General features: G+C 63.2%; 25 protein-coding genes. 8 read left to right on the top strand and 17 right to left on the bottom strand.

Going from position 1 to position 21,880, the window contains the following annotated elements:
- Window positions 1-3 precede the first annotated feature (3 nt).
- From H2037_RS02655 to H2037_RS02625, 7 genes are all read left to right on the top strand, one after another.
- On the top strand, window positions 4-570 hold the full coding sequence (locus H2037_RS02655) for a TetR/AcrR family transcriptional regulator (RefSeq protein ID WP_292117391.1): 567 nt from the start codon (window positions 4-6) through the stop codon (window positions 568-570).
- Complete coding sequence (locus H2037_RS02650) at window positions 567-1,421, top strand: hypothetical protein (protein WP_292117390.1); 855 nt, start codon at window positions 567-569, stop codon at window positions 1,419-1,421. The genes H2037_RS02655 and H2037_RS02650 overlap by 4 nt, the downstream gene beginning before the upstream one ends.
- Window positions 1,422-1,473: 52 nt before the next feature.
- Window positions 1,474-1,977, top strand: a complete 504-nt coding sequence (locus H2037_RS02645) for a DUF2867 domain-containing protein (protein ID WP_292117387.1) — start codon at window positions 1,474-1,476, stop codon at window positions 1,975-1,977.
- Window positions 1,978-2,550 (top strand): DUF2867 domain-containing protein, encoded by a 573-nt coding sequence (locus H2037_RS02640; RefSeq protein WP_292117384.1) that lies wholly within the window; start codon window positions 1,978-1,980, stop codon window positions 2,548-2,550.
- 61 nt (window positions 2,551-2,611) lie between these two features.
- Window positions 2,612-3,115 carry a hypothetical protein gene (locus H2037_RS02635; RefSeq protein ID WP_292117381.1) on the top strand — a complete coding sequence of 168 codons (504 nt, stop codon included), beginning with the start codon at window positions 2,612-2,614 and terminating at the stop codon, window positions 3,113-3,115.
- Between the two features lie 9 nt (window positions 3,116-3,124).
- Entirely contained in the window at window positions 3,125-3,601 is a 477-nt protein-coding gene (locus H2037_RS02630) for a carboxymuconolactone decarboxylase family protein (protein ID WP_292117378.1), read from the top strand.
- A gap of 11 nt (window positions 3,602-3,612) precedes the next feature.
- Window positions 3,613-4,542, top strand: a complete 930-nt coding sequence (locus H2037_RS02625) for a LysR family transcriptional regulator (protein WP_292117374.1) — start codon at window positions 3,613-3,615, stop codon at window positions 4,540-4,542.
- Here H2037_RS02625 and H2037_RS02620 read toward each other — a convergent pair.
- Genes H2037_RS02620 through trbB form a run of 11 tightly spaced genes read right to left on the bottom strand, consistent with a single transcriptional unit; the run spans window position 4,536 to window position 14,253 of the window.
- A complete protein-coding gene (locus tag H2037_RS02620; RefSeq protein WP_292117372.1) occupies window positions 4,536-4,763 on the bottom strand; it encodes a DUF2274 domain-containing protein in 228 nt (75 codons plus the stop codon). The genes H2037_RS02625 and H2037_RS02620 overlap by 7 nt on opposite strands.
- Before the next feature lies 1 nt (window position 4,764).
- Complete coding sequence (locus H2037_RS02615; protein ID WP_292117369.1) at window positions 4,765-5,988, bottom strand: TrbI/VirB10 family protein; 1,224 nt, start codon at window positions 5,986-5,988, stop codon at window positions 4,765-4,767.
- Entirely contained in the window at window positions 5,985-7,010 is a 1,026-nt protein-coding gene (gene trbG, locus H2037_RS02610; protein WP_292117366.1) for a P-type conjugative transfer protein TrbG, read from the bottom strand. Before trbG ends, H2037_RS02615 begins: the two co-directional genes overlap by 4 nt.
- Window positions 7,007-7,696, bottom strand: a complete 690-nt coding sequence (trbF, locus tag H2037_RS02605; protein ID WP_292117363.1) for a conjugal transfer protein TrbF — start codon at window positions 7,694-7,696, stop codon at window positions 7,007-7,009. The genes trbG and trbF overlap by 4 nt, the downstream gene beginning before the upstream one ends.
- A 2-nt stretch (window positions 7,697-7,698) precedes the next feature.
- Window positions 7,699-9,048: a P-type conjugative transfer protein TrbL gene (trbL, locus tag H2037_RS02600; protein ID WP_292117361.1), complete on the bottom strand. Its 1,350-nt coding sequence runs from the start codon at window positions 9,046-9,048 to the stop codon at window positions 7,699-7,701.
- 1 nt (window position 9,049) lies between these two features.
- Window positions 9,050-9,439 carry a putative entry exclusion protein TrbK-alt gene (gene trbK-alt, locus H2037_RS02595; RefSeq protein ID WP_292117359.1) on the bottom strand — a complete coding sequence of 130 codons (390 nt, stop codon included), beginning with the start codon at window positions 9,437-9,439 and terminating at the stop codon, window positions 9,050-9,052.
- A gap of 15 nt (window positions 9,440-9,454) precedes the next feature.
- Window positions 9,455-10,213 carry a P-type conjugative transfer protein TrbJ gene (gene trbJ, locus H2037_RS02590; protein WP_292117356.1) on the bottom strand — a complete coding sequence of 253 codons (759 nt, stop codon included), beginning with the start codon at window positions 10,211-10,213 and terminating at the stop codon, window positions 9,455-9,457.
- Window positions 10,210-12,648, bottom strand: coding sequence for a conjugal transfer protein TrbE (trbE, locus tag H2037_RS02585; protein ID WP_292117353.1), 2,439 nt, complete (start codon window positions 12,646-12,648; stop codon window positions 10,210-10,212). The genes trbJ and trbE overlap by 4 nt, the downstream gene beginning before the upstream one ends.
- 14 nt (window positions 12,649-12,662) lie before the next feature.
- Window positions 12,663-12,938: a VirB3 family type IV secretion system protein gene (locus tag H2037_RS02580; protein WP_110781228.1), complete on the bottom strand. Its 276-nt coding sequence runs from the start codon at window positions 12,936-12,938 to the stop codon at window positions 12,663-12,665.
- Entirely contained in the window at window positions 12,938-13,270 is a 333-nt protein-coding gene (locus tag H2037_RS02575) for a TrbC/VirB2 family protein (protein WP_223727212.1), read from the bottom strand. Before H2037_RS02575 ends, H2037_RS02580 begins: the two co-directional genes overlap by 1 nt.
- Window positions 13,267-14,253 (bottom strand): P-type conjugative transfer ATPase TrbB, encoded by a 987-nt coding sequence (trbB, locus tag H2037_RS02570; protein ID WP_292117345.1) that lies wholly within the window; start codon window positions 14,251-14,253, stop codon window positions 13,267-13,269. Before trbB ends, H2037_RS02575 begins: the two co-directional genes overlap by 4 nt.
- 201 nt (window positions 14,254-14,454) lie before the next feature.
- On the opposite strand from trbB, the gene H2037_RS02565 reads away from it, so the two are divergent.
- Complete coding sequence (locus H2037_RS02565; RefSeq protein ID WP_292117342.1) at window positions 14,455-15,732, top strand: DUF6035 family protein; 1,278 nt, start codon at window positions 14,455-14,457, stop codon at window positions 15,730-15,732.
- Here H2037_RS02565 and H2037_RS02560 read toward each other — a convergent pair.
- From H2037_RS02560 to H2037_RS02535, 6 genes are all read right to left on the bottom strand, one after another.
- Entirely contained in the window at window positions 15,714-16,148 is a 435-nt protein-coding gene (locus H2037_RS02560; RefSeq protein ID WP_292117339.1) for a ribbon-helix-helix protein, CopG family, read from the bottom strand. The genes H2037_RS02565 and H2037_RS02560 overlap by 19 nt on opposite strands.
- Before the next feature lie 7 nt (window positions 16,149-16,155).
- A complete protein-coding gene (locus H2037_RS02555) occupies window positions 16,156-18,144 on the bottom strand; it encodes a conjugal transfer protein TraG (RefSeq protein WP_292117336.1) in 1,989 nt (662 codons plus the stop codon).
- A gap of 24 nt (window positions 18,145-18,168) precedes the next feature.
- Window positions 18,169-19,908: a VirD2 family relaxase/mobilization nuclease gene (locus H2037_RS02550; RefSeq protein ID WP_292117335.1), complete on the bottom strand. Its 1,740-nt coding sequence runs from the start codon at window positions 19,906-19,908 to the stop codon at window positions 18,169-18,171.
- A gap of 244 nt (window positions 19,909-20,152) precedes the next feature.
- Window positions 20,153-20,860, bottom strand: a complete 708-nt coding sequence (locus H2037_RS02545) for a lytic transglycosylase domain-containing protein (RefSeq protein ID WP_292117334.1) — start codon at window positions 20,858-20,860, stop codon at window positions 20,153-20,155.
- Between the two features lie 69 nt (window positions 20,861-20,929).
- A complete protein-coding gene (locus tag H2037_RS02540) occupies window positions 20,930-21,277 on the bottom strand; it encodes a DUF736 domain-containing protein (protein WP_365832952.1) in 348 nt (115 codons plus the stop codon).
- A 68-nt stretch (window positions 21,278-21,345) separates the two neighbouring features.
- The gene (locus H2037_RS02535) at window positions 21,346-21,876 is read right to left on the bottom strand and encodes a S26 family signal peptidase (protein WP_292117653.1); all 531 of its coding nucleotides are present in this window, start codon (window positions 21,874-21,876) and stop codon (window positions 21,346-21,348) included.
- Window positions 21,877-21,880 lie beyond the last annotated feature (4 nt).

The raw sequence follows: 21,880 nt of genomic DNA, 5'->3' as shown, positions 1-21,880 counted from the left end.
GTAATGGATTGGCTCGATTTCGGCCTTGAAACCTTGGCTGAGGGCGGCCCTGATTCCCTGACAATCGACGGACTTTGTCTACGCGCCGGAAAAACGAAGGGCTCCTTCTACGCGCATTTCCAAAGTCACGACGAGTTCATCACCGCATTAGCCGTGCATTGGCGCAAACGTTACACCGAAAACGTGATCGAACGCGTTGAAGCCGAAGCCGAGCCTCAGCAGCGAATGGAGCACCTTAATCGCATCGTCATCCATCTCGATCCTAGGATCGGCCATGGCATGCGACGACTTGCCGAGAAGAACCAGGAAGTCGAGCAGATGGTTGCCGAGATCGACCAGATCCGTATTTCCTATCTTGCCGACCTGCATCTTGCCAGCGGCAACTTCACCCCCGAAGACGCCAGAGATCTGGCCATCATCGAAAACGCCGCCTTTATTGGCCTCACCGCGACCGGACTCGGCAAAAACGCAGTGGAAATGGAGCGTCTATACAGCACTTTCATGCGGTTGCTGGCGCCGAGATCAACGCAAGAAACAACTCCACCTGATCTGGGCACGGAATTACAATGAACGACAAGGGCATCCTCTTTCGAGATCATCCGCTGGATGGCGAAGTAACCATTTCAGGCGAGGCGCTTTCAACCCCCTACCACGTCATGGATGGAACAATGCTTCTGGTAGGCGGGACCGTTGAAGCGAAGGTCGCATCCGAGCTCCTGGCCCCAGCCGACCTTGTGCCAGTTGTCGATTCGCAAGGGCGCGCGCTCGCGGCGATCTGGATCTGCGATTTCTCTAAAGCCAATCTTGGACCGCATCACGAGCTCCAGATCTCGCTCTTTGCCGCACCACGTCCCATCGAGCCAGTTCCCGCCAGCCCCTACGCCGTTCTTCGCACGCTCGTCACCGCCTCGCCCGCACGTATGGTGTGCCATGGATTGTGGAACAGCACAGAGCGTGTCGTGCGCTATAACCGCGAGCATCTGTGCTTGGACGCGAAGATATCTCACAGCGATATCACGATAGGCAAGAAGCGGATCAACTTCCAGTTTCCGTCAGAGGATGGTCACCTGATCGCAGATGGCGAGTTGAGCATTGGCCAGCGCCAGTCAATGCGCACCTTCTGGCAGATTATGCGGCATATCGGTTTCAGCAACATGTTCGCCTCCATGCGCAAGCCCTATCTGACGGTTCCCGTCATCGGAACCGGCGGCCCCTCGTCGGGTCCGGTTGTCATCTGCCAAACCCATTCCTTCAGCGAGAAGCAGTCCATACGGCGCTTCGGCGCGGAGGATCGTCTTACCATCCGCCATCCGGTCTACCAGCGCCTCGGCTTCCAACCGGAATTCGTTCAACATCTTCAAGGTATCGGCTTTGTCTTTGGCCGACCGGCGCCCTGGAGCGATCGAAATGATCCCAAATGAGCATCAAAGGCCTGGCTCCTCGACTACATCCGGACCTGCCCGATTGAGGAGGATGTCATCGGTCGCCGCTCGCGAACTACCGACCACTGCATTGTTGGCCGCCTATCAAAGAGAGGGCGTCTACACGGACTGCTTCGCCGTAACAGTTGCCGGACATGTTGATTTTACGAATTATGTCGAAGCCTTTTACACGACGCCGCTTTTCAAGATCGAGCGCTGGCTTCTCGGTCTGTTTGGCTATGCCACAAGCGACCAGGATGCACGCCGACTGGCGCTCGGAGAGGTGTCACGCTTTTCCGTCTGGCAGGTGGAGGCGCGCCAGCCAGATCAGATCATGTTGAACGACAAGTCGGGCAACACGAGATCCTGGTTTATGATCGAAACCAAGCGCGGGGACACCACGCTCTATTTCGGCTCCGCCGTCGTGCCGGCGGAGGGACGCAGCAGGATCGGCATTGGCTACCGGGCTCTGACTGGGTTTCATTGTTTGTACTCTCGGGCATTGCTGGACGCTGCGGCAAATCGACTGCCTTCTGCACGCGCAGGAGATGACTGAATGGATCGACCGAGCCTTAACGAAGCACTTTCGGCATCACGATGGACGAGTGTCGATTTCCCTTCGCACTCTGAGATCCATGCAGATTTCGTCAGCCGTGCCAGTCTCGTAGAATCTTACAGGTTCGAGCTGCCGGTGGCCGACATGACTGTCACCGATATCTTTCTCGGCATCTTCGGTGGGAAGCCAGGGTGGATGAAAGCCGCCATCATTCTGAGAAACATCGCGGTGAAGCCATTCGGTATTGAAACACCGCTTGTCGCCGACGTTCTTTCGAACGCACGCCGAACAACGTACAGGGTCGGCGAGACCATCTGGGCTTGGCCCATCTTCACGTTAACAGGTGACGAGCTCGTCGCAGGGCGCGACAACAAGCACTTGGATTTTCGGGTTTCCGTGCTGAAGAGCGTTGAGAACGGCGGGCAATTCGCAACCGTCTCTACTGTCTGCGTCACCCACAATCGCGCGGGCGAAATCTACCTCAAAACCATTCTCCCGATCCATAAACATGGCATTCGCTTTCTCATTTCCCGCGCACTCTCGGGCTATGTTCACCCGACAATCCCTAGATGAGAACGATCATGCCATCTACCTGCTCTAAAACGGTAAAATTACTACGCTGGGAGATCCGGCGATGATCGCATTTGTGGGAATAGGCGTCCTAATTGTCGCCGCGTCCTTCCTGGTAAGTCACCTGCTGCATCGACGGTTTCCGCATCTGATGACAGCCGCTCTGCTGATCATCGCGGTCGGGCTCGCTCACTCGATTATGGGCGAGCTTGCTCTCATAAGCCCATTAAAGTTTGTCAAAGACCTGCCGACGCCACGCGGCTCAGTTGAGCAAACATGGCTGGTAATCCGTGTCACTTGGCATGCCCCTACTCTTTTGTGGTTTGGCCTCGCCAGTGTTTTGATCTGGATGGAGATGCATCCAGTATCCGCCAGTCACCCGTTCCTGTGGATGGTGGTCGCGATGTTCTCCATAGCGTCCTTTGTATCCGTCTTAACCTCTCCTTTGGGTCATGTGGCATGGCTCTATTTTCTTGTGATCGCATTACTCTGCCTAGTGCGCATCACATTGCTCAGTCGGCAGCAAGCAAAGGTGGGAACAGGCGTTGTTTCTCACCCTGAAATATGAGGCGTTGTAATGACCATGACTTATGAAGAATTCGGTGTGCAAGCCGCCTCAATTCGTGATGCGCTTCTGGCAATCAGCAAAACTGTCGACAGTTCCGGCCTAGAAAAAACGTTGACGGAATTGATAAAGTTGCGCGCGTCACAATTGAACGGCTGTGATTTTTGTATTGAATTGCATCTGTCAATATCACGCAAGATAGGAATTTCAGAGGAAAAGATCGAGTTTCTCTCCGAGTGGAGGAAAACAGATCTCTTTAATCCGCGGGAGCGCGCTGCACTTGCACTGACGGAGAAGCTAACGTCGTTGAACGACGCAATCACCAACGTCGAGGCCTCACCTGAAACGGTCTTCACTTCCGCAGAGATTGTCTATCTCATTGCGACAATTGGAACGATAAACAGCTGGAATCGAATTGCAGTCGGACTGCAATTTCCATCTAGCCGCTCGGCAAATGGAAATCACATTAATATGCCAAATCCAGAGTGAGAAACTCCAAGATGGCGAGGCGTCGGAATTTCCCAGAGCTGCGCCATCTGAGATATTTCTTGGAATCTGCAAAGAATGGAAGTTTTCGTAAGGCCAGCAATTCTATTGGCATTCAGGAGTCTACAATCAGTCGCTGCATACGCGACCTTGAAGATCAACTTGGTGTATCACTGTTTCAACGCACCAACGGAGGAGTCCGGCTCACTGTTGCTGGAGAGAGGTTTAGGGGGAAAGCGCAAGCCATTCTTAAACAGGTTGACGACGGCCTAAGCGATGTTTCCCTAACTGGATGTGGTGTAGAGGGCCTTTTACGTATCGGGTTGGTGGCTCCGATTGCCAGCAGCTTTCTGAAGGATCTTCTTGGAGAATTCAGTACAAACCATGAAGGCGTACAGATCGAACTTGTCGAAGGCGATCCGACAACACATATCAAAGCCATCCGAGACTTTGATCTTGACATAGCCTTCATCACTGACACATTTCCTTGTTGCGAGTGCGACTCCATGCCGCTTTGGTCAGAGCGGATCTATACGATTTTGCCTCAAGATCACCCTTTATCTAATCGAGCGGAACTGTCTTGGCCGGATCTGACAAGAGAGATCTTCTTCATAGCCGAAACTGGCCTGCGCCAAGAATTACACGGTCTCCTGACGAAGCGCTTGGCCGAAGTCGGATACAGGCCAACCGTTCTGGCTCAAAATGTTGGCTGCGATAACCTATTGACCTTAGTGGCGATTGGCCGCGGTATACTCTTGGCTACCGAGTCCATGGCCGAGAGATGTAGCCTTGGGATTGTGCAGAGGCTGATTTCGGATGAAGTGATCCCGTTTGCGGCGGTTTGGTCACCCCGTAACGATAATCCTGCTTTCCGGCGCTTCTTGAGCATTGCGAAGGCGCGCCGGAGCCGCAAGACCGAGTTAAATGCCTCGCAGGATCAGTGAGCTGGATTTGATCGCCGCGCTTTCGCGAACCCACGATCAGTCGCCATGAAGCGTTCCAGCATCGGCACGATCAGGCGGATCGGGTCGGCTGCAGACCGCCCGGTCTCGCTGGCGAGGATGCTGGCATAGGCGGCGAGATCTCGATGCAAGTTAGCGGGCAGTTCAAGCGTTACTTTCACCGGCTTTTCGTCGGCGATCGGTCCCAATTTCAGCTTGGCCATCTCAGCCTCCGTACGGTTCGAGCACGAGATCGCGCGTGACGATGACGCGGACGGGGAAGCCCGGTCGGACCGTCAGTGTCGGCGCTATGTTGAGCTGGCGGTTGACGATCTGTTGCCCTGCCTGGCTGATGCTCTCGCCCGCGCCCTGGCGCAGAGCTCGAACGATATCGCTCTCATCACCCGATGATCCCGTCTGCGCGCCGATGCTCAGCAGCGTCGATAGAGCAGCCGCCTTGAACAGCTCGCCCCAGTGATAATCGACGCCATCCTCGAGGCCGGCATACCCTTCTGCGTCCGCGCCGGGCTGGCGCTCAAGCACGATCGAGCGGCCGTTCGGGAAGATCAGCCGGTTCCAGACAAGCAGGACGCGGCGCTGCCCGAAGCCGACGCCGTTGTCGTACTGGCCGATGATGCGCGTGCCCTGCGGAACGAGCAGAATCTTGCCGGTCGGGCTGTCGTAAATGTTCTCCGTCACCTGGGCGGTGATCTGGCCGGGAAGATCAGAGCGAATGCCGGTGATGAGGGCCGCCGCAATGAAGGCGCCGGCCTGCAGCACATTCGCCGACGCCGGCGCGGCCACACGGTCGGGCGAGACCGTGCGCTTGTCCGGCGCCTGGTTGAGAAATGCGTGCTGGCGGTCCTGTGCGGTCGGCGTCGCCGGTTGCGGCGCCAGGCCAAGGTTTGTGAGATCGGGCGTGGGTGCGATGGTCGGCGTTGCGGTCGCCGCGGGCTGCGTCGAGACGCTGCGCGTCTCGGTCGAAGCGAACAGTCGGGCCGTCCGGGCCGATTCCAGCTCCTGAAGCCGCCGTTGCTCCTCGGCGCTGATGCCGGGATTGGGCGTCGCGATCGATGGCGGCGGCACGGCATTCTGTGCGTTGAGGATCGGCCGACCCAGATCGCCGGGTAACGGCGGGCCGAGCACCGGCCCGGTATAGTCACGCGGCAGGCTGTTGAGGCCGTCCGGGGTCGCACGATTGTCGGTCGCATAAAGCTCTTCGTTGCCCTTGCGCCCGCCCTGAATTTGCAGGGCGTAGATCAGCGCACCGCCGATCCCGACGCTGGCGACCAGGCCGAGACCGGCCAGAACCTTGCGCGATAGCCGCGTCACGCGCGGCGGTTCCGGGCGCAGACGCATCGGCGCGGCCGGCCCGCCGGTAAGCGGCAGGGCGCCGTCTTCGCTGGACGGCTCCGGACCTTTCTCCTTTCCGGGTTCGATCTCGCTCATGACGCCGGCCTTCCGTCGGTGCGCGAGATCCGCACACGCTTTTGGTTGCGGTCGGCGCCGAAGCGCAGCTCGGCGGCGGCGAACAGCCGGTCGACGACCATGTAGTTGCCGCGCACGCGATAGTTCACGAGTTCGGATGTCGCGCCCTCGGGACCGACGACGAACAGCGGCGGCATCTCGCCTTGGCCGATGCCGCGCGGGAATTCGATGAACACCTGCCGGCCGTCGTCGAAGGCACGAAGCGGCCGCCACGGCGCGCGGTCGCCCGTCACCTCATAGCGGAAGTTGACGCGGGAGAGATCGACGCTGGTCGACACGGGCTGCGCGGCCTCCGCCTGCGCATTCTGGCGGCGCAAAGCGATGAGCTGATCCTGCGGGTATTGCCAGGAGACCGACGCCATATAGGTCGAGGACGTGGACCGCAGCTCCATATAATAGGTGCGCAGGTTGGTGTTGATGACGAGGTTCGTCATCAGATCAGGCCGCGTCGGCTTGACCAGGATGTGAACCTGTTTCGCCGCGCCGGTGCCGCTCTCGGTGTCGCCGATGATCCAGCGCACGGTGTCGCCGGCGGCGACGGGGCCGGCGCCAACGAGCTGCTCACCGGGCTGGAGCGCGATGTCCGTGATCTGCCCGACCGCCGTGTAGACCTGATAGAGCGCCCCTTGCGTGAAGGGATAGACCTGCATCGAGTTGATGAAGCCGTTGCGCACCGGCTGCACGCGCGCCTGTGCATTGGCCTGATTGACGCGAGCGGCGGGATCGGCGGCCTCGGCCGGCTGGCGCGCTCCGTCCACCGGCTTCATCTGGCCGGGAAGCGGCAAGGGCCTTGGCAGCTCGACGATGCGTACCGGCGACGGCGGGTCGACCGTCTGCATGGCGGGCGCGGCGTTATCATAGCTGATCTCGGGCGGCGGCGTGTTGGTCGCGCAGCCGGCGAGAGTCGAGGTGCAGGCCAGCAGAAGCGCAAGCGAGGATTTACTGAGAGCCGGCTTTCCGGCTGTGCGGAAGGCAGGCGTCATTGTCCAAGCTCCTTCGACCAGTTGATGGCGTTGACGTAGATTCCGAGCGGATTGGCTCGAAGCTTTTCGGCGTCGCGCGGCGTTTGCACGACAATGGTGAGGATGGCGGACCAGCGCTCGGTCGCGGCGAGCGATCCGTCCTGATAGCGGCGCTCGATCCAGGCCACACGGAATGAGTCAGGGGAGGCCCTGATGACGCTCGACACCTCAATGGCGACCTGTTGCTTGCCGACCTTGGTGAAGGGGTCGTTGGCGCGGGCATAGTCATTGAGGGCGAGCGCGCCGCCCTGTGTGGTGAACTCGTAGGCGCGCAGCCAATTCTGCCGCACGATGATCGCGTCGGCCGGGATCGAGCGAACCTGCTCGATGAAGCGGGCAAGATGGAACGCGATCTGCGGATCGGACGGCCGATAGTCGGCGATGGCGGGGGCGATCGCCTGCGCCTGGCCGAGCTTGTCGACCTGCACAACCCAGGGAACGATGGTGCCGCTGGCCGACTGCCAGACGAGGCCGCCCGACAGGCCGGCCGAAAGGGCCAGGCAGCCGAAGGCCATATAACGCCAGTTGCGAGCCTGCACGCGGGCGGAACCGATCCGGTCGTCCCAGACCTGTGCGGCGCGTTGATAGGGCGTTTCGGGTTGTGGTGCCTTCCCGTAGTGGGTCGATGGTCGTTTGAAGAAGTTCATAGTCAGTCGCTTTCGGAGAGGTTGACGGAAGAGCCGCCGCCATGGCTGTCGCCGGATTTGACGGCATGGGCGGCTGCCTGGACGCCGTGGGCGAGTTGCTGCGAGCGTTTCATGCGCTTGGCCCAGGCAGGCGGACCGTCGCGGGTGGCAGCCGCGGTTGCAGCGGGCGCGGCTTCCGTCGCGCCGCCGTCACTGGATGCGCCGCCGGAGATCTCGGTCGCGGCACGGGAGCCGGCGTCGAAGCTGGACTTGAGGCTGTCGGACGCACGGGACACGGCGCGCTTCAGCGGCGAGGCAGCGGCCTTCGCGCCGGTGCTCGCCACATTGCCGAGGCCGGATGCAATGCCCGACGCGCCCGACTGACCGGCTGCGCCGAGGCTGTAGGCGGTGGAAGCGCCACCAGCGACGGCAGCGCCGCCGCGCGCAGCGGCGGCCGCGCCACTGGCGAGGGCCGCGCCGCCAGAGGCGACGGTGCCGACTGACGCAGCGCCTGCCGCGACCATGCCGCCGGCTGCGACGCCAACACCAGCCGCGGCGCCAGCGCCGAGCTGCGGCCCGCCCGAGACGAGGCCGTTGGCGATGCCGGGTCCGAAGATGCCGAGACCGAGAAGCGAGAGCGCGGCGAGCACGATCGCCATAGCGTCGTCGATCGTCGGGGTCTGGCCGCCGAAGCCTTGCGTGAACTGCGAGAACAAGGTGGAGCCGATGCCGATGATGACGGCGAGCACCAGCACCTTGATGCCGGAGGAAATGACGTTGCCCAGCACGCGCTCGGCCATGAAGGCGGATTTGCCGAAGAGGCCGAACGGGATCAGCACGAAGCCGGCGAGCGTCGTCAGCTTGAACTCGATCAAGGTGACGAAGAGCTGGACCGCGAGGATGAAGAAGGCGAGCAGGATCAGCGCCCAGGCGAACAGCAGGCAGGCGATCTGGATGAAGTTCTCGAAGAAGGCGACCCAGCCCATCAGGTTCGAGATGGATTCGAGCAGCGGCCGACCGGCATCGAGGCCGGTCTGTGCGACCTTGCCGGGACGCAGGAGATCGGTGACGGAGAAGCCGGTCCCCGAAGCTTTCAGACCGAGACCGGCGAAGCTCTCGAAGACGATGCGGGCGAGATTGTTCCAGTTGGAGATCAGATAGGCGAAGACGCCGACGAACAGCGTCTTCTTCACGAGGCGGGCGACGATGTCGTCATCGGCGCCCCAGCTCCAGAACAGGGCGGCCAGCGTCACATCGATGACGATGAGCGTCGTGGCGATGAAGGCGACTTCCCCGCCGAGCAGGCCAAAGCCTGAATCGATGTAGCGGGTGAAGACGCCCAGGAAGTTGTCGATAACGCCGGTGCCGCCCATGTCAGTGCGTCCCCGGACGCGCGGGCTCCGGCTGAATGACCGGCGCGGTTTCCTTGAGTGCCGGGTCGGGCGCCGGCGCTGGCGCGATCGTCGCGGTCGGGGTCGGCGCATCCGGCGAGGCCGTCCGCTGCGCTTTCGGGTTCTGGCCCAGGAAGCGGTCGCGATTGGCGGCCCAGAGCTTGAGACAGGCCGGATCACGGATCGCGGCCTCGCCTATATCCCGGCATCCGCGAAGCTGACGCTGGAGGGCCTCGACATCGACGCTAGGTCGGAGGGCCAGCGAGCGGACCTCCGGCTCCTCCTCTTTCCGGGTCAGCTCGATGACGGTTGCGGTGATGGCGAGCCCGACGAAGACGACGGCGCCGAGCCGGGCGAACATTTTGCCGTCCATGGCGATCGCCCCCGCTCAGTTCCGGTTGTTGAACATCTGGGCATTGCCGGGCTGGTAGCCCGCGCCCGGTGTCAGGAAGCGGCGACGCTGTTCGCGGCCCTGTTCGGCAGCGGCCGCGCGCTCGGCTTCGGTCAGCATCTGCGCGCGCCCATTCGCCGCGACGACGGCGGTGAGATCGGCGAGCTGCTGAGCCTGAAGCGCGAGGAGCTGGTTGCCGGCCTGCGTCGCCTGCAGCGCGCCGGTCGCGCCCTGGCTCTGGCCGACCAGCGCCGACATCTGCGCGCGGTTGGTGTCGATGTTGCCTACGACACCAGCTTGCACGCGCATTGCGTCCTGCAAGCCGCCGACGGTGTTCTGCCAGCGCGAGCGCGCATCGGAGACGAGTTGCTGATCGCTCGCCGACATCGAGACGTTCCCGTATTTCTGCTGGAACATCTGGTCGATCTTCTGGACGTCGTAGGCGATGTTCTGCGCCTGGCTGAGGAGCGCTTGAGTCTTCTGGACCGACTGCTGTAACTGCTGGAGCGCGGAGAACGGCAGGCTGGTCAGATTGCGCGCCTGATTGATCAGCATCTGCGCCTCGTTCTGAAGCGACGTGATCTGGTTGGTGATCTGCTCCAGCGCGCGGGCCGCCTGAAGGACGTTCTGCGCATAGTTGGTCGGGTCGTAGACGATGATGGCGTGCGCGGGCGTCGCCATCATTGGCGCGAGCGCGATCGGAGCGGTCAGCAGCGCGGCGGCAAAGCGCGCTGCGCGGGAATGGCGCAGTTTCATATCAATTCTCCTTGGGTGTTGAGGGTGGGAACGAGATCCGCCGCCCAGCCGACATCGCGGTGGTGCAGCCAGGCGGTGAGGAAGCCGTCGCGGCCGTGCTCGGCGACGATGCGAGCGATGGCCGTCTGATCCGTCTTGGCGGACGCGGCGCAGAGCGCGAGCGCGACATCGGACAGGCCGAGTTCGAAGAGGCGATTGCCGCGCCGTGACTGGCAGTAGTAGTCGCGCTTCGGCATTGCACGCGCGATGATCTCGATCTGGCGATCGTTGAGACCGAAACGCCGGTAGATCGCGGTGATCTGCGGCTCTATCGCCCGCTCGTTCGGGAGCAGCAGACGGGTCTGGCAGCTTTCGATGATCGCGGGCGCGATCGCCGAGCCGTCAATGTCCGACAGTGATTGCGTGGCGAAGATGACGCTGGCGTTCTTTTTCCTGAGCGTCTTCAGCCACTCTCTGAGCTGGCCGGCGAATCCCTCGTCGTCGAGCGCAAGCCAGCCCTCGTCGATGATGATCAGCGTCGGCGAGCCATCGAGCCGATCATCGATGCGATGGAAGAGATACGCGAGGACGGCCGGCGCCGCGCCGGTGCCGATCAGCCCCTCGGTCTCGAACGCCTGGACCGATGCCGTGCCGAGATATTCGTGCTCGGCATCGAGCAGACGGCCATAGGGACCGCCAACGCAATACGGCCGGAGCGCCTGCTTCAGATCGTTCGACTGGAGCAGCACGACGAGGCCCGTCAGGGTCCGCTCTTCGACCGGCGCGCTGGCGAGAGAGGTCAGCGCCGTCCAGAGATGTTCCTTCACTTCCGGCGTGATGGTCACGCCTTCGCGAACGAGGATCGCTACCAGCCAGTCAGCGGCCCAGGCACGCTCCGGCACATCATGGATGCGCGAGAGCGGCTGAAGGCTGACGCTGTCGGAAGCGCCGTCGCTGAGATCGCCGCCGAGATCGTGCCAGTCGCCGCCCATCGCGAGGGCTGCGGCACGGATGGAGCCCCCGAAGTCGAAGGCTACGACCTGTGAGCGCGCATAGCGGCGGAACTGAAGCGCCATCAGCGCGAGCAGCACGGACTTGCCCGCGCCGGTCGGGCCGACGATCAGCGTGTGGCCGACATCGCCGACATGGATGCAAAGCCGGAACGGGGTCGAGCCTTCGGTCTTGCCGAAGAGCAGTGGGGGCGCTGCAAAATGCTCGTCCCGTTCCGGTCCCGCCCATACCGCCGAAAGCGGGATCATGTGTGCGAGATTGAGCGTGGAGATCGGCGGCTGCCGAACATTGGCGTAGACATGGCCCGGCAGCGAGCCGAGCCACGCATCGACCGCGTTGACGGTCTCGACCATGGCGGTGAAGTCGCGGCCCTGGATGACCTTCTCGACCAGTCGCAGCTTCTCGTCGGCCGCGCGCGGATCGGCGTCCCAGACCGTCACCGTCGCGGTGACATAGGCCATGCCGGCATAGTCGGCGCCGAGTTCCTGCAACGCCATATCGGCGTCGGCGGCCTTGTTCGCGGCGTCGGTGTCAACGAGGACGGACGCCTCGTTGGTCATCAACTCCTTGAGGATCGCCGCGATCGACTTGCGCTTGGCGAACCATTGCCGCCGGATCTTGGTCAGCAACTCGGTCGCGTCGGTCTTGTCGAGCAGGATGGCGCGGGTCGACCAGCGATAAGGAAAGGCGAGCCGGTTCAGCTCGTCGAGCAGACCGGGTGTCGTTGCCGTCGGAAACCCGGTGATCGTGAGGACGCGGACGTGATGATCGCCAAGCCGGGGTTCGAGCCCGCCCGCGAGCGGCTGATCGGCCAGCAGCGCATCGAGATAGATGGGCGTCTCGGGAACGCGGACGCGATGGCGCTTGGTCGAAACGCAACCGTGCAGATAGGTCAGGGTCTCCGCGTCGTCGAGCCAGCGGCACTCCGGCATGAAGGCTTCGACCAGGCGCAGGATGCGGTCGGTGCGATCGGCAAAGCCGGTCAGCGCCTCACGCGGGTCGATCCCCGACGTCTCACGGCCCTCGTAGAGCCAGGTTTCGGCACGCGCGGCGCCCTCGGCCGGCGGCAACCAGGCGAAGGTCATGAAGTAGCTGGATTCGAAATGCGCGCCGGCTTCCTCGAAATCCGCCTTGCGCTCGGCATCGACCAGCGCCGAGGCCGCATCGGCAAATCTGCTGTCGGGATAGCGATTGGAGGGGTGGCGCTGCGCCTCGACGAAGATCGCCCAGCCGGAGCCGAGACGACGAAAGGCGTTGTTTAGGCGCCCGGCGACGGCAACCAGCTCAGCGGGGACAGCCGAGTCCAGATCGGGGCCGCGGAATTGGGCGGTGCGCTGGAAGCTGCCGTCCTTGTTGAGGACGACGCCGGAGCCGACCAGCGCCACCCAGGGCAGGAAATCGGCGAGCCGGCTGTTGCGGTTGCGGTATTCGGCGAGGTTCATCATGGCGACGCCCTCCCTCAAACCGCGAGATGTGCCGGGATGCGCAGATGCCGGCGCACGACATCGACGAAGAGCGGGTCGCGCTTGGCGGCCCAGACGGCAGCGACGTGCCCGATCGCCCAGATCGCGATACCGACGAGCCAGAGGCGCAGGCCGAGCCCGACAGCGCCCGCGAGCGTCCCGTTCATGATGGCGATGGCGCGCGGGGCGCCGCCGAGCAGGATCGGCTCGGTCAGTGCGCGGTGGACCGTGACCGTGAAGCCCGGAACGTCCTGATCGGCGACGCCCACCATCAGACCAGCGCTCCGCCGCCGAAGCTGAAGAAGCTGAGGAAGAACGAGCTGGCCGCGAACGCGATCGACAGGCCGAACACGATCTGGATGAGCCGGCGGAAACCGCCAGACGTGTCGCCGAAGGCGAGCGTCAGGCCCGTGACGATGATGATGATCACCGCGATGATCTTCGCGACTGGACCTTCGATCGACTGGAGGATCTGCTGGAGCGGCTGTTCCCACGGCATGGACGAGCCGGAGGCGTGGGCGGCGGGCGCCATCGCGACGCTCATGACGATGGCCGATGCCGTCATCATCAGACGGCGAGGCAAGCTGCGGGCATGCGAGATCATGCGGATTTTCCTTCTTGGGGCTTCGGGGTGATGGGGCTGACGCGGTAGTCGCCGTCGGGACCGAGCCCTTCGACGCGGGCGAGTTCGGCGAGCCGGCGCTGCGAGCCGCGGCCGGACAAGACCGCGACGAGATCGATCGTCTCGGCGATCAGGGCGCGCGGGACGGTGACGACCGCTTCCTGAATGAGCTGTTCGAGGCGGCGCAGCGCGCCGATGCCGCTGCCGGCGTGGATCGTCCCGACGCCGCCGGGGTGGCCAGTGCCCCAGGCCTTGAGCAGGTCGAGCGCCTCCGCGCCGCGAACCTCGCCGACCGGAATACGGTCGGGGCGGAGACGCAGCGACGAGCGCACGAGGTCGGAGAGCGAGGCGACGCCATCCTTCGTGCGCAAGGCGACAAGGTTCGGCGCGCCGCATTGCAGCTCGCGCGTGTCCTCAATGATGACGACGCGGTCGGCGGTCTTGGCGACCTCGGCGAGCAGCGCGTTGGTGAGGGTCGTCTTGCCGGTCGACGTGCCGCCGGCGACGAGGATGTTGGCGCGCGAGGCGACTCCTTGCCGGAGTGCTTCCGCCTGCTCGGCCGACATGATGCCGGCCGCGACATAGTCATCGAGGGTGAAAACGGCGACGGCAGGTTTGCGGATCGCGAAGGCCGGCGCGGCGACGACGGGGGGCAGAAGCCCCTCGAACCGCTCTCCCGTTTCCGGCAGCTCGGCCGAGACACGAGGCGCGCCGGCATGGACCTCGGCGCCGACATGGTGGGCGACCAGGCGGACGATGCGCTCGCCATCCGCTGCCGACAGCCGCTCGCCCGTGTCCGACAGGCCCTCGGAAAGACGGTCGATCCAGAGCCGCCCGTCAGGGTTCAGCATCACCTCGACGATGCTGGCGTCGTCGAGATAGCGTGCGATGGCGGGACCGAGCGCGGTGCGCAGCATCCGCGCACCGCGTGCAAAACCTTCTGAATTTTGGTGAGACGCCGCCATACAACCCCGATTCCAACGGGGCTGAGACAGACCTTCCCCGGACGGGGATGATTAAAAGGGCCTGATTTTAGGCCGATTCAACAAGGATTCATCGGCGTAGTAGTGTAGCGTGCAAATACAGGAGATAGCGTAGATCGCGACATTGCTATGAATTGAACGCGCCCGAGGAGACATACTGATTCGAGGCTACTGGAGAGCTGAATGACGTCACGATTGCAACGAACATTGAAGCGTGCCGTTCGCCTCCAGGACATGACCGTGATTTCGAGCGATGATCTGCTTCGGATCGGTGCAGATGGCTACCAAGAGATCAGGCGTGCCGCCACACGGGCTCGAAACGAAGGGCAGCCAGCCTTCGTCTGCGACCACTGCGGCTTCGCAGTTTATGCTCCGAGGGAGCCCAAGACACGTTTGCCATTTTGGCGACATCATAAGGGCGCGCCTCGCAGTTGTCCGTGGTGGACAGGCGAGCCCGACTCAACTGATGAAGTAAGTGCCTCGCAGTTCCAGGGTGCGCAAGAAAGTCCGTTGCATCTGCGCGTCAAACATCTGGTTGCTGAGCTGCTAGTTGCAGATCCGCGTACAGAACCAGAATCTGTCGTGATCGACGAATATGTTGTGTGCGGGGAAAGTCGACGCCGCCCTGATGTGCGTGCGGTCTACGATGGAAAGCCGATCGCCTTCGAAATTCAACTCGCAACAACCCAGATACCAATCATCGTCGCGCGCGAGGATTTCTATCAGCGCGAAGGGCGGCATCTCATTTGGTTGACTTGGAACTTTGTACCCGTTGAGCGGGCGCATTTGCTCACAGCATTTGAGGATATCTTCTACTCTCACAACAAGAATCTGTTCTCGCTTGACGATGCGGTGGTCTCAGAAAGTCGGGAAAAAGGAACCTTCCTCGTTCGCGCCTTTTGGGAGCACGGCTCTGGTTGGAACTCGAAGATCACGGCACTTCCTGATCTTGAATGGCCTTCGTCTGGCTTGCCATATGCGGTCGCTCCACCTCCGCCTTGGCATCGCGACTTTCGGACACGATGGTTGGCAGCGACGAAACCGCAAGGGACACCGTGGCCAGCTCGAAGCACACTGCTTTCCGAACTGGCAGAGAAATTCGTCGACGACTCGATTGATGCTTCAACGCTGGAGGAGACCGACATCGGAGCACTTATCAATGCGATATTGTCGTTCGTTGAAGGCAAGCCGGTCGGATCGGCGCAAAAGAATCTGACCGAGGTGATCAACACCTTCCTGGCAAGTGAACGACGCTTCAGGTTTGCCCGCATCATGCGAAAAGTCATCGCAGTGACGGGAGCATCCGAAATTCTCGATAAACCGAGCGTCTTAGCGAAGTTCTCTCGGGCGACGGAAGATGACCAAGATGGGCCAGAAAGCCTCACCGGCAGAGTGGTTGTGCTGCTCTTTTCGGAATTGTTCGATAAACGACGACCAACTCGCTACCCTTCATCCCCTTGAGGGCTAACATCCTCGGAAATTTCCTGTCGGAGCTTCGGCCCCTTGGCGAGTCGCCGGCCAAGCGCCGTCACGAACTGGTCATAACGCTCTCCGGTCTTGGCGCGCGCGGCCTGCGCGGCTGGTTCGGGAAGCGCCGGCGTCGTGGATAGCCAGAAGCGGATGAACACCGCGAGCGTCTCAACCGAGATACCGACATCCCGCTCCAACCGCGTCATGCGACGATCGAGCTGGTCCAGACGTTTAGTGACGACGGCCTCCTGCCGTTCCGCTGAATCTGGTGACAGGAAGGACTCGATGGCCGCCTCGGCAATCAGGGACCGCGAATGATCGCGGCGCGCAGCATGTTCCGCCAGTCGTCCCATTACGGCAGGGTCGAGGTAGACTGAGAGGCGCTGCTTTCTCGGTGGTTTCGACATCTGCGGCTCACAGCTCCATGCCGTCGTTGGGATCGAGCGAAACCTGCCGCGCCACGCCCTGCATCATCCGCGTCATGCGCCGGTTGCGTGCGGCCGCGTCGTCGTCCTCATCATGCTCGACGTCGATCTCGAATTCGTTCTCGACAGGTGGCTTCTTCTCCGCCGGCTGCACCCGGTTTAGCTCGGGCTGATGCCGACGCTCCGACTCGGTCGGGTCTTCGTCGGATGCGTCGCCCGCAGAGTGGGAATCGAGCAGGTCCGGGCGCGTCGGACGCGGCAATGTCGTCCAATCGTCGGGCCGTCCTTTGGTCGGCACGACAAGCGACGGCGGAGACAGCAGGCGCTCCTTGAAGCGAGCATCCTCGTAGTAGCGCGCCTTTTTCGCACGGATCGGCGGGGTGCCGGCGACCATGACGATCTCGTCGACCGGTGGGAGCTGCATGATCTCGCCCGGCGTGAGCAGCGGCCGCGCGGTTTCCGAACGCGACACCATCAGATGTCCAAGCCAAGGCGACAGCCGGTGGCCGGCATAGTTCTTCATGGCCTTCATCTCGGTGGCGGTGCCGAGCGCGTCCGACACCCTCTTCGCCGTGCGCTCGTCGTTGGTGGCGAAGCTGACGCGCACATGACAATTGTCGAGGATCGAGTTGTTCGCGCCGTAGGCCTTTTCAATCTGGTTGAGCGACTGGGCGATGAGAAAGCTTTTCAGCCCATAGCCGGCCATGAACGCCAGCGCCGACTCGAAGAAGTCGAGGCGGCCAAGCGCCGGAAACTCATCAAGCATCAACAGAAGCCGGTGACGCCCGGCCTTCGCCTGCAGGTCCTCGGTCAAGCGACGGCCGACCTGATTGAGGATCAGGCGGATCAGCGGCTTGGTGCGGTTGATGTCGGAGGGCGGCACGACGAGGTATAGCGTCGTCGGCCGCCTATCGCCCACGATGTCGGTGATCCGCCAATCGCAACGCCGCGTCACCTCGGCGACGACGGGATCGCGATAGAGGCCAAGGAACGACATGGCGGTGGAGAGCACGCCCGAGCGCTCGTTGTCGGATTTGTTGAGCAGCTCGCGGGCGGCGCTGGCGATGACAGGGTGCGGGCCGGCCTCGCCGAGATGCGCGGTCTTCATCATCGCTGCCAGCGTCGACTCGATCGGGCGCTTCGGATCGGAGAGGAACGCCGCGACACCGGCGAGCGTCTTGTCATCCTCGGCATAGAGGACATGGAGGATCGCGCCGACGAGCAGCGCATGGCTGGTTTTTTCCCAGTGGTTCCGCTTCTCAAGCGAACCTTCGGGATCGACCAGGATGTCGGCGATGTTCTGGACGTCGCGGACCTCCCACTCGCCACGGCGCACCTCGAGCAGCGGATTGTACGCTGCGGATTTGGTGTTGGTCGGATCGAAAAGCAGGACGCGGCCGTGTTTGGCGCGGAAGCCGGCGGTGAGCTGCCAGTTCTCGCCCTTGATGTCGTGGACGATTGCCGAGCCCGGCCAGGTCAGGAGCGAGGGCACGACCAGGCCGACACCCTTACCGGATCGGGTCGGCGCGAAGCACAGGACATGCTCCGGCCCGTCATGGCGCAGATAGGCGTGATCGTAGCGCCCCAGCACAACGCCATCAGGTCCGAGAAGGCCGGCCGCCTCCACCTCCTTCTTCTCGGCCCAGCGCGCCGAGCCATAAGTCTCGACCTTCTTGGCCTCGCGTGCGCGCCAAACCGACATGCCGATGGCGACGGCAATCGAAATAAAGCCGCCGGATGCGGCGATGAAGGCGCCCTCGACGAAGATCGACGGCGCATAGGCGTCGTAGAAATACCACCACCAGTAAAAGGCGGTCGGATAGTAGAAGGGCCAGCTCAGCACCGAGAACCAGGCCGGGCCGAGCTGCGCCTGAAACCCGAGCTTCCAGGCGACATATTCGGTGGCGCCCCAGGTGGTGGCGAGCACGATTAGGAAGACCGTGAGGATCTGGCCCCAGAGGATTTTCGTTGCGGACATAACGGCGATCCTTTTGCAGAGAAGTTAGAGGCCGAGCCCCCGCTTGCGGCCGAAGCTCCAGTCGATCCCGCCGTCGTCGCGGGCGACGCCGGAGACGTGCTTGCCGAGCTGCTTTTCGAGGGAGGGCGACCAGGGCACGAGCTGGAAGCCAAGGCCGTCGTCCAACATGGCGAAGCGGCCGGAGGCGAGCGCGATACGCTGCCTATAGGTGCCGGCGACATTCTCGCCGCCGCCCGCCCGATTGAATGGCTGGCCGGTGTCGGCGGCGAGTTTTTCGCCGACGGCGTCCAACTCGCGACGACGCAACGTGTCGATCAGCCCGCGATTGAAGGTGACGCGCTGGCCCTGCCGCTCGCCGAGGCCCTGCGCGACCAGATGATCCGCGCGCCGATCCAGCGCCTGTCGAACCTCGGCGCCGAAGCCGCCCTCGGACAGGGCGGCCGGTTCACGGGCGATGTTCTGCCGGTCGAGCCAGGTTGCGCCGGTCGCCGTGACCTGACGATCGATGTCGATATCGGAGCGGACGGCGATGGCGACGCGACGCTGCCCCTGCGCGTCGTCGAACTTGCGCAGCTCGACGATCGAGCCTGGCGCGCTGTCGCCAGCGGCATCGAGGTCGGACAGCTTGATGTGATGAGTGCGGCCGTCGACACCATCGACCACGGCGTAGGCCGTGCCCTTGAGCTCGTCATCAAGACCGCGATCGACCAGCCGGCCGATGACGGGCGCATCAAGGCTCTCGGCGGCGAGCACATAGCCCGCCGAGCCCCGCTCGATGCCGCGATCCTTCAAAGCCCGGTGCACGCGCTTGATGATGTCGCCGCGCTCTCCGAGTTCACGCAGGGTCGCCTCGGCCTTCGGGTCGATGGCCCATTGACCTGGGCCAAGCTGTTCGGCGAGGCCGAGTGTTTCCAGCTTACGGAGCCTTCCGACCTTCAGCGCGTGAAAATCGTCGGGCCGGGCGGTCGGATCGATCGCCGTGTCGACGACGCCCGTGGCATGGCCATCGCGAATTAGCTGACGGTCAAGCTGCGTGAAGCGCTCGGCACCGACTTGGCGTTCCAGGCGGTGCTGGATGTCGAGATCGGTGCGCGGTCCCAACTCTTGCGTGATGAGGTCGCGCGCCCGATCGCGCATCCCTTCCTTGATGTAGTCGCGCGAGATGACGAGATCCTGCCCGTCGTCACGAACCCCGCGGACGATCAGATGGACATGGGGATGCTCGGTGTTCCAGTGGTCGACCGCGACCCAATCGAGGCGGGTGTCGAGATCCTTTTCCATCTGCGTGACGAGATCACGGGCGAAGGACCGGAGATCGACCATGTCGACGGCATCGTCGGGCGAGACGATGAATCGGAAATGGTGGCGGTCGTCCTGACACCGCTCCGCGAAGGCCTTCGGATCGGCGTCGTCACCGCCCGGTCCGAAGAGACGGGCTTTCTCTCCATCACGGGTCACGCCCTCGCGGCGCAGATAGTTGAGGTGGGTGGCAAGAGGCGCGGCGCAAGCCGAGTGACGCACGACGCGCGCCTTGATGACGGCGCCACGCGAGCGGGCCGTGAGCAGCCGGTTCGCCTGGATGCTTGCACGTTGTCCGCGGCCGAAGCGCGAGCGGTTTCCCGATGTGATCCGGCCAGAGCGCGAGACACCGGCTCCGGCCTTTTTCGCCGCGGCGAGAACCTGCGCGATGAAGGGACGGGCCTGCTGCGCACGAGATGAACGGATGCGGCCAGGTCGGATGCGGAAATTGCTGTCGCCGGTCATGGCCGATGCCCCGCACATCGCGCGAAGCGCAGGAAATCGCAGGAAAATCGGCGTAGCCGCGAGGTGCGGAGAAATCCCGCACCTCGCGAAATCGCCTCATAACCTATTGAAAAACCACAACCGACCGACGCCGCACCTCGCGGCCTTTTATCCTGCCATCGTCCGGTTGTGGTGCCTGTCTCCCACCTCCGCGCCACCTTGTATGCGCTTGGGTGCGAAATGCTGCGATTGCCGACGTCTGCAATCATCGCGGCTCCTCCGAAGAGGCCCGCGCGACGAACAGCCCGTTCGACTGCGGCACGATGGCCGAAACATCGCGCGCCGTGGTCGCAGCCGCATTGTCATCGGCAGGACGCGCGGCCGACACGGAAGCGGTGGCTGAAACGCGATTGGACTGCGCGATGAACAGCGGCGCGCGTGTCCACGCCGATCGGTCGATCGCGGCCATCGCCGTCGGATTCGTGGCGCCCGAACCGTCGATGATCGGCGCGAGCAAGGCGACGTAGGCGCGGGTTTCCGCCGGCAGCGGCCGGCCGGCGAGCGACGCTTCATAGCGCCCCGGTCCCGCATTGTAGGCCGCAAGAAATCCCGGCGAGCCGTAGCGATCGTGCAACTCGCGAAGGTAGGCCGCGCCCGCGAGTATGTTGTCGCGCGGGTCATAGGGATCGCGTCCGAGGCCGTGCCGCGCGCGCAACTCGGCCCAGGTCGCGGGCATGATCTGCATCAGGCCCATCGCACCGGCGGAGGAAACCGCGCGCGGTTCTCCGGCGCTTTCGGCGCGCATCACCGCCCTGATCCATGCAATCGGAACGCCAAAGCGCCGCGAGGCCTCGGCGATGTAATCGGCGTAGGCATCGCGCGGTGACGGTCGAACGACGGGCGTGTCCTGCGCCATCGCGACCGCCGGCATGACGCTCGCGAGCGTAAGGCCGGAAAGGAGAAGGAGAGCCATGCGCCGGGCAGCGCAGCGCGGCCCGGACGCAAGCGAACGGCTCGTCGGCTGACGAGAGCCACGCATCGTTCAATCCTTCTCAGAGCGATCGCGCGGACGCGACCAGTGCAGCGACCAGGCCTTTCCGGCATCGTCGTCACGGAACAGGTTGGCGCGGATCGGATGCGGGAATGCCGGATCGTCGATCAGCAGCGCGACGTATTCGCCAGCCTTCTCGCCGGTGCGTTTCCAGGCCGCGCCGATCTCCGGGCCTGGTTCGTTGCTCATGCCGTCGAAGAGGTGAACGCGATAATCTGGCACGTTCTCCGCGTCGGACGGCTCCGCTGCGACGATGATGATGTCCTGATTCAGCGAGAGCGTTGCGAGGTGCCCGATGAAACCGGCCTCATCGCGCGTAAATTCGCCAATCTGGGGCATGACAGTCTCCTTGGCGGTGAGGTTTAAGAAGCCGTCGGCGAGCACCGCTCCCGCCGATGGCGAAGCGGTCAGCGTGTCGGCGCACGCCATTCGAAGCGGCCGTTTCCGTCTTCGTCGGTCCACAGCGGGACGGCGCGGCCGATGATCTGGTCGGTCGCGATCAAACCGAAGTAGCGGCCGTCGAGGCTGTCGCGGACCTGCCAGTTCATGAGGAAGACTTCGCCAGTCTGGACGCGGCGACAGCCTTGCCAGCCGGGGAGATCGCGGCCGGCGCGATCACGCTCAAGCGCCGTTCCGACCTCGACGCCATCAACGGTGATGGTGAGGTTCGAGCGGCAGACAGTCTGCCCGGAGACGGCGAGGATGCGCTTCATCAGCGGCACGCCCTTGGGCAGATAGCCGCGCTCGGCGAGGAACGTGGCGAGCGGCTCCGGCGCATCGATCGCGACGAGATCGGTGACGTCGAATGGCCCGTGGAAGTCGATCGAATAGAAGCCGATCGGCGCGCTCGCCGATGCGTTCCACACCAGCTTGATCGGGATCGGCGTGAGGCCGGGATAGCCGACGCCGAGTGCGGCGAGCGCTGTCGCGAGCAACAGTCCG

The organism is Brevundimonas sp. (assembly GCF_013912065.1).
Classification (GTDB): Bacteria; Pseudomonadota; Alphaproteobacteria; order Caulobacterales; family Caulobacteraceae; genus Brevundimonas.
The sequence above is the reverse complement of the archived record's forward strand: the minus strand, read 5'-3'. Positions and strand labels throughout refer to the sequence as shown.

Coding starts and splice junctions, on each gene's coding strand:
- H2037_RS02655 (WP_292117391.1), top strand. CDS start 4: ATGGATTGGCTCGATTTCGGCCTTGAAACCTTGGCTGAGGGCGGCCCT.
- H2037_RS02650 (WP_292117390.1), top strand. CDS start 567: ATGAACGACAAGGGCATCCTCTTTCGAGATCATCCGCTGGATGGCGAA.
- H2037_RS02645 (WP_292117387.1), top strand. CDS start 1,474: ATGTCATCGGTCGCCGCTCGCGAACTACCGACCACTGCATTGTTGGCC.
- H2037_RS02640 (WP_292117384.1), top strand. CDS start 1,978: ATGGATCGACCGAGCCTTAACGAAGCACTTTCGGCATCACGATGGACG.
- H2037_RS02635 (WP_292117381.1), top strand. CDS start 2,612: ATGATCGCATTTGTGGGAATAGGCGTCCTAATTGTCGCCGCGTCCTTC.
- H2037_RS02630 (WP_292117378.1), top strand. CDS start 3,125: ATGACCATGACTTATGAAGAATTCGGTGTGCAAGCCGCCTCAATTCGT.
- H2037_RS02625 (WP_292117374.1), top strand. CDS start 3,613: ATGGCGAGGCGTCGGAATTTCCCAGAGCTGCGCCATCTGAGATATTTC.
- H2037_RS02620 (WP_292117372.1), bottom strand. CDS start 4,763: ATGGCCAAGCTGAAATTGGGACCGATCGCCGACGAAAAGCCGGTGAAA.
- H2037_RS02615 (WP_292117369.1), bottom strand. CDS start 5,988: ATGAGCGAGATCGAACCCGGAAAGGAGAAAGGTCCGGAGCCGTCCAGC.
- trbG (WP_292117366.1), bottom strand. CDS start 7,010: ATGACGCCTGCCTTCCGCACAGCCGGAAAGCCGGCTCTCAGTAAATCC.
- trbF (WP_292117363.1), bottom strand. CDS start 7,696: ATGAACTTCTTCAAACGACCATCGACCCACTACGGGAAGGCACCACAA.
- trbL (WP_292117361.1), bottom strand. CDS start 9,048: ATGGGCGGCACCGGCGTTATCGACAACTTCCTGGGCGTCTTCACCCGC.
- trbK-alt (WP_292117359.1), bottom strand. CDS start 9,439: ATGGACGGCAAAATGTTCGCCCGGCTCGGCGCCGTCGTCTTCGTCGGG.
- trbJ (WP_292117356.1), bottom strand. CDS start 10,213: ATGAAACTGCGCCATTCCCGCGCAGCGCGCTTTGCCGCCGCGCTGCTG.
- trbE (WP_292117353.1), bottom strand. CDS start 12,648: ATGATGAACCTCGCCGAATACCGCAACCGCAACAGCCGGCTCGCCGAT.
- H2037_RS02580 (WP_110781228.1), bottom strand. CDS start 12,938: ATGGTGGGCGTCGCCGATCAGGACGTTCCGGGCTTCACGGTCACGGTC.
- H2037_RS02575 (WP_223727212.1), bottom strand. CDS start 13,270: ATGATCTCGCATGCCCGCAGCTTGCCTCGCCGTCTGATGATGACGGCA.
- trbB (WP_292117345.1), bottom strand. CDS start 14,253: ATGGCGGCGTCTCACCAAAATTCAGAAGGTTTTGCACGCGGTGCGCGG.
- H2037_RS02565 (WP_292117342.1), top strand. CDS start 14,455: ATGACGTCACGATTGCAACGAACATTGAAGCGTGCCGTTCGCCTCCAG.
- H2037_RS02560 (WP_292117339.1), bottom strand. CDS start 16,148: ATGTCGAAACCACCGAGAAAGCAGCGCCTCTCAGTCTACCTCGACCCT.
- H2037_RS02555 (WP_292117336.1), bottom strand. CDS start 18,144: ATGTCCGCAACGAAAATCCTCTGGGGCCAGATCCTCACGGTCTTCCTA.
- H2037_RS02550 (WP_292117335.1), bottom strand. CDS start 19,908: ATGACCGGCGACAGCAATTTCCGCATCCGACCTGGCCGCATCCGTTCA.
- H2037_RS02545 (WP_292117334.1), bottom strand. CDS start 20,860: ATGGCTCTCCTTCTCCTTTCCGGCCTTACGCTCGCGAGCGTCATGCCG.
- H2037_RS02540 (WP_365832952.1), bottom strand. CDS start 21,277: ATGCCCCAGATTGGCGAATTTACGCGCGATGAGGCCGGTTTCATCGGG.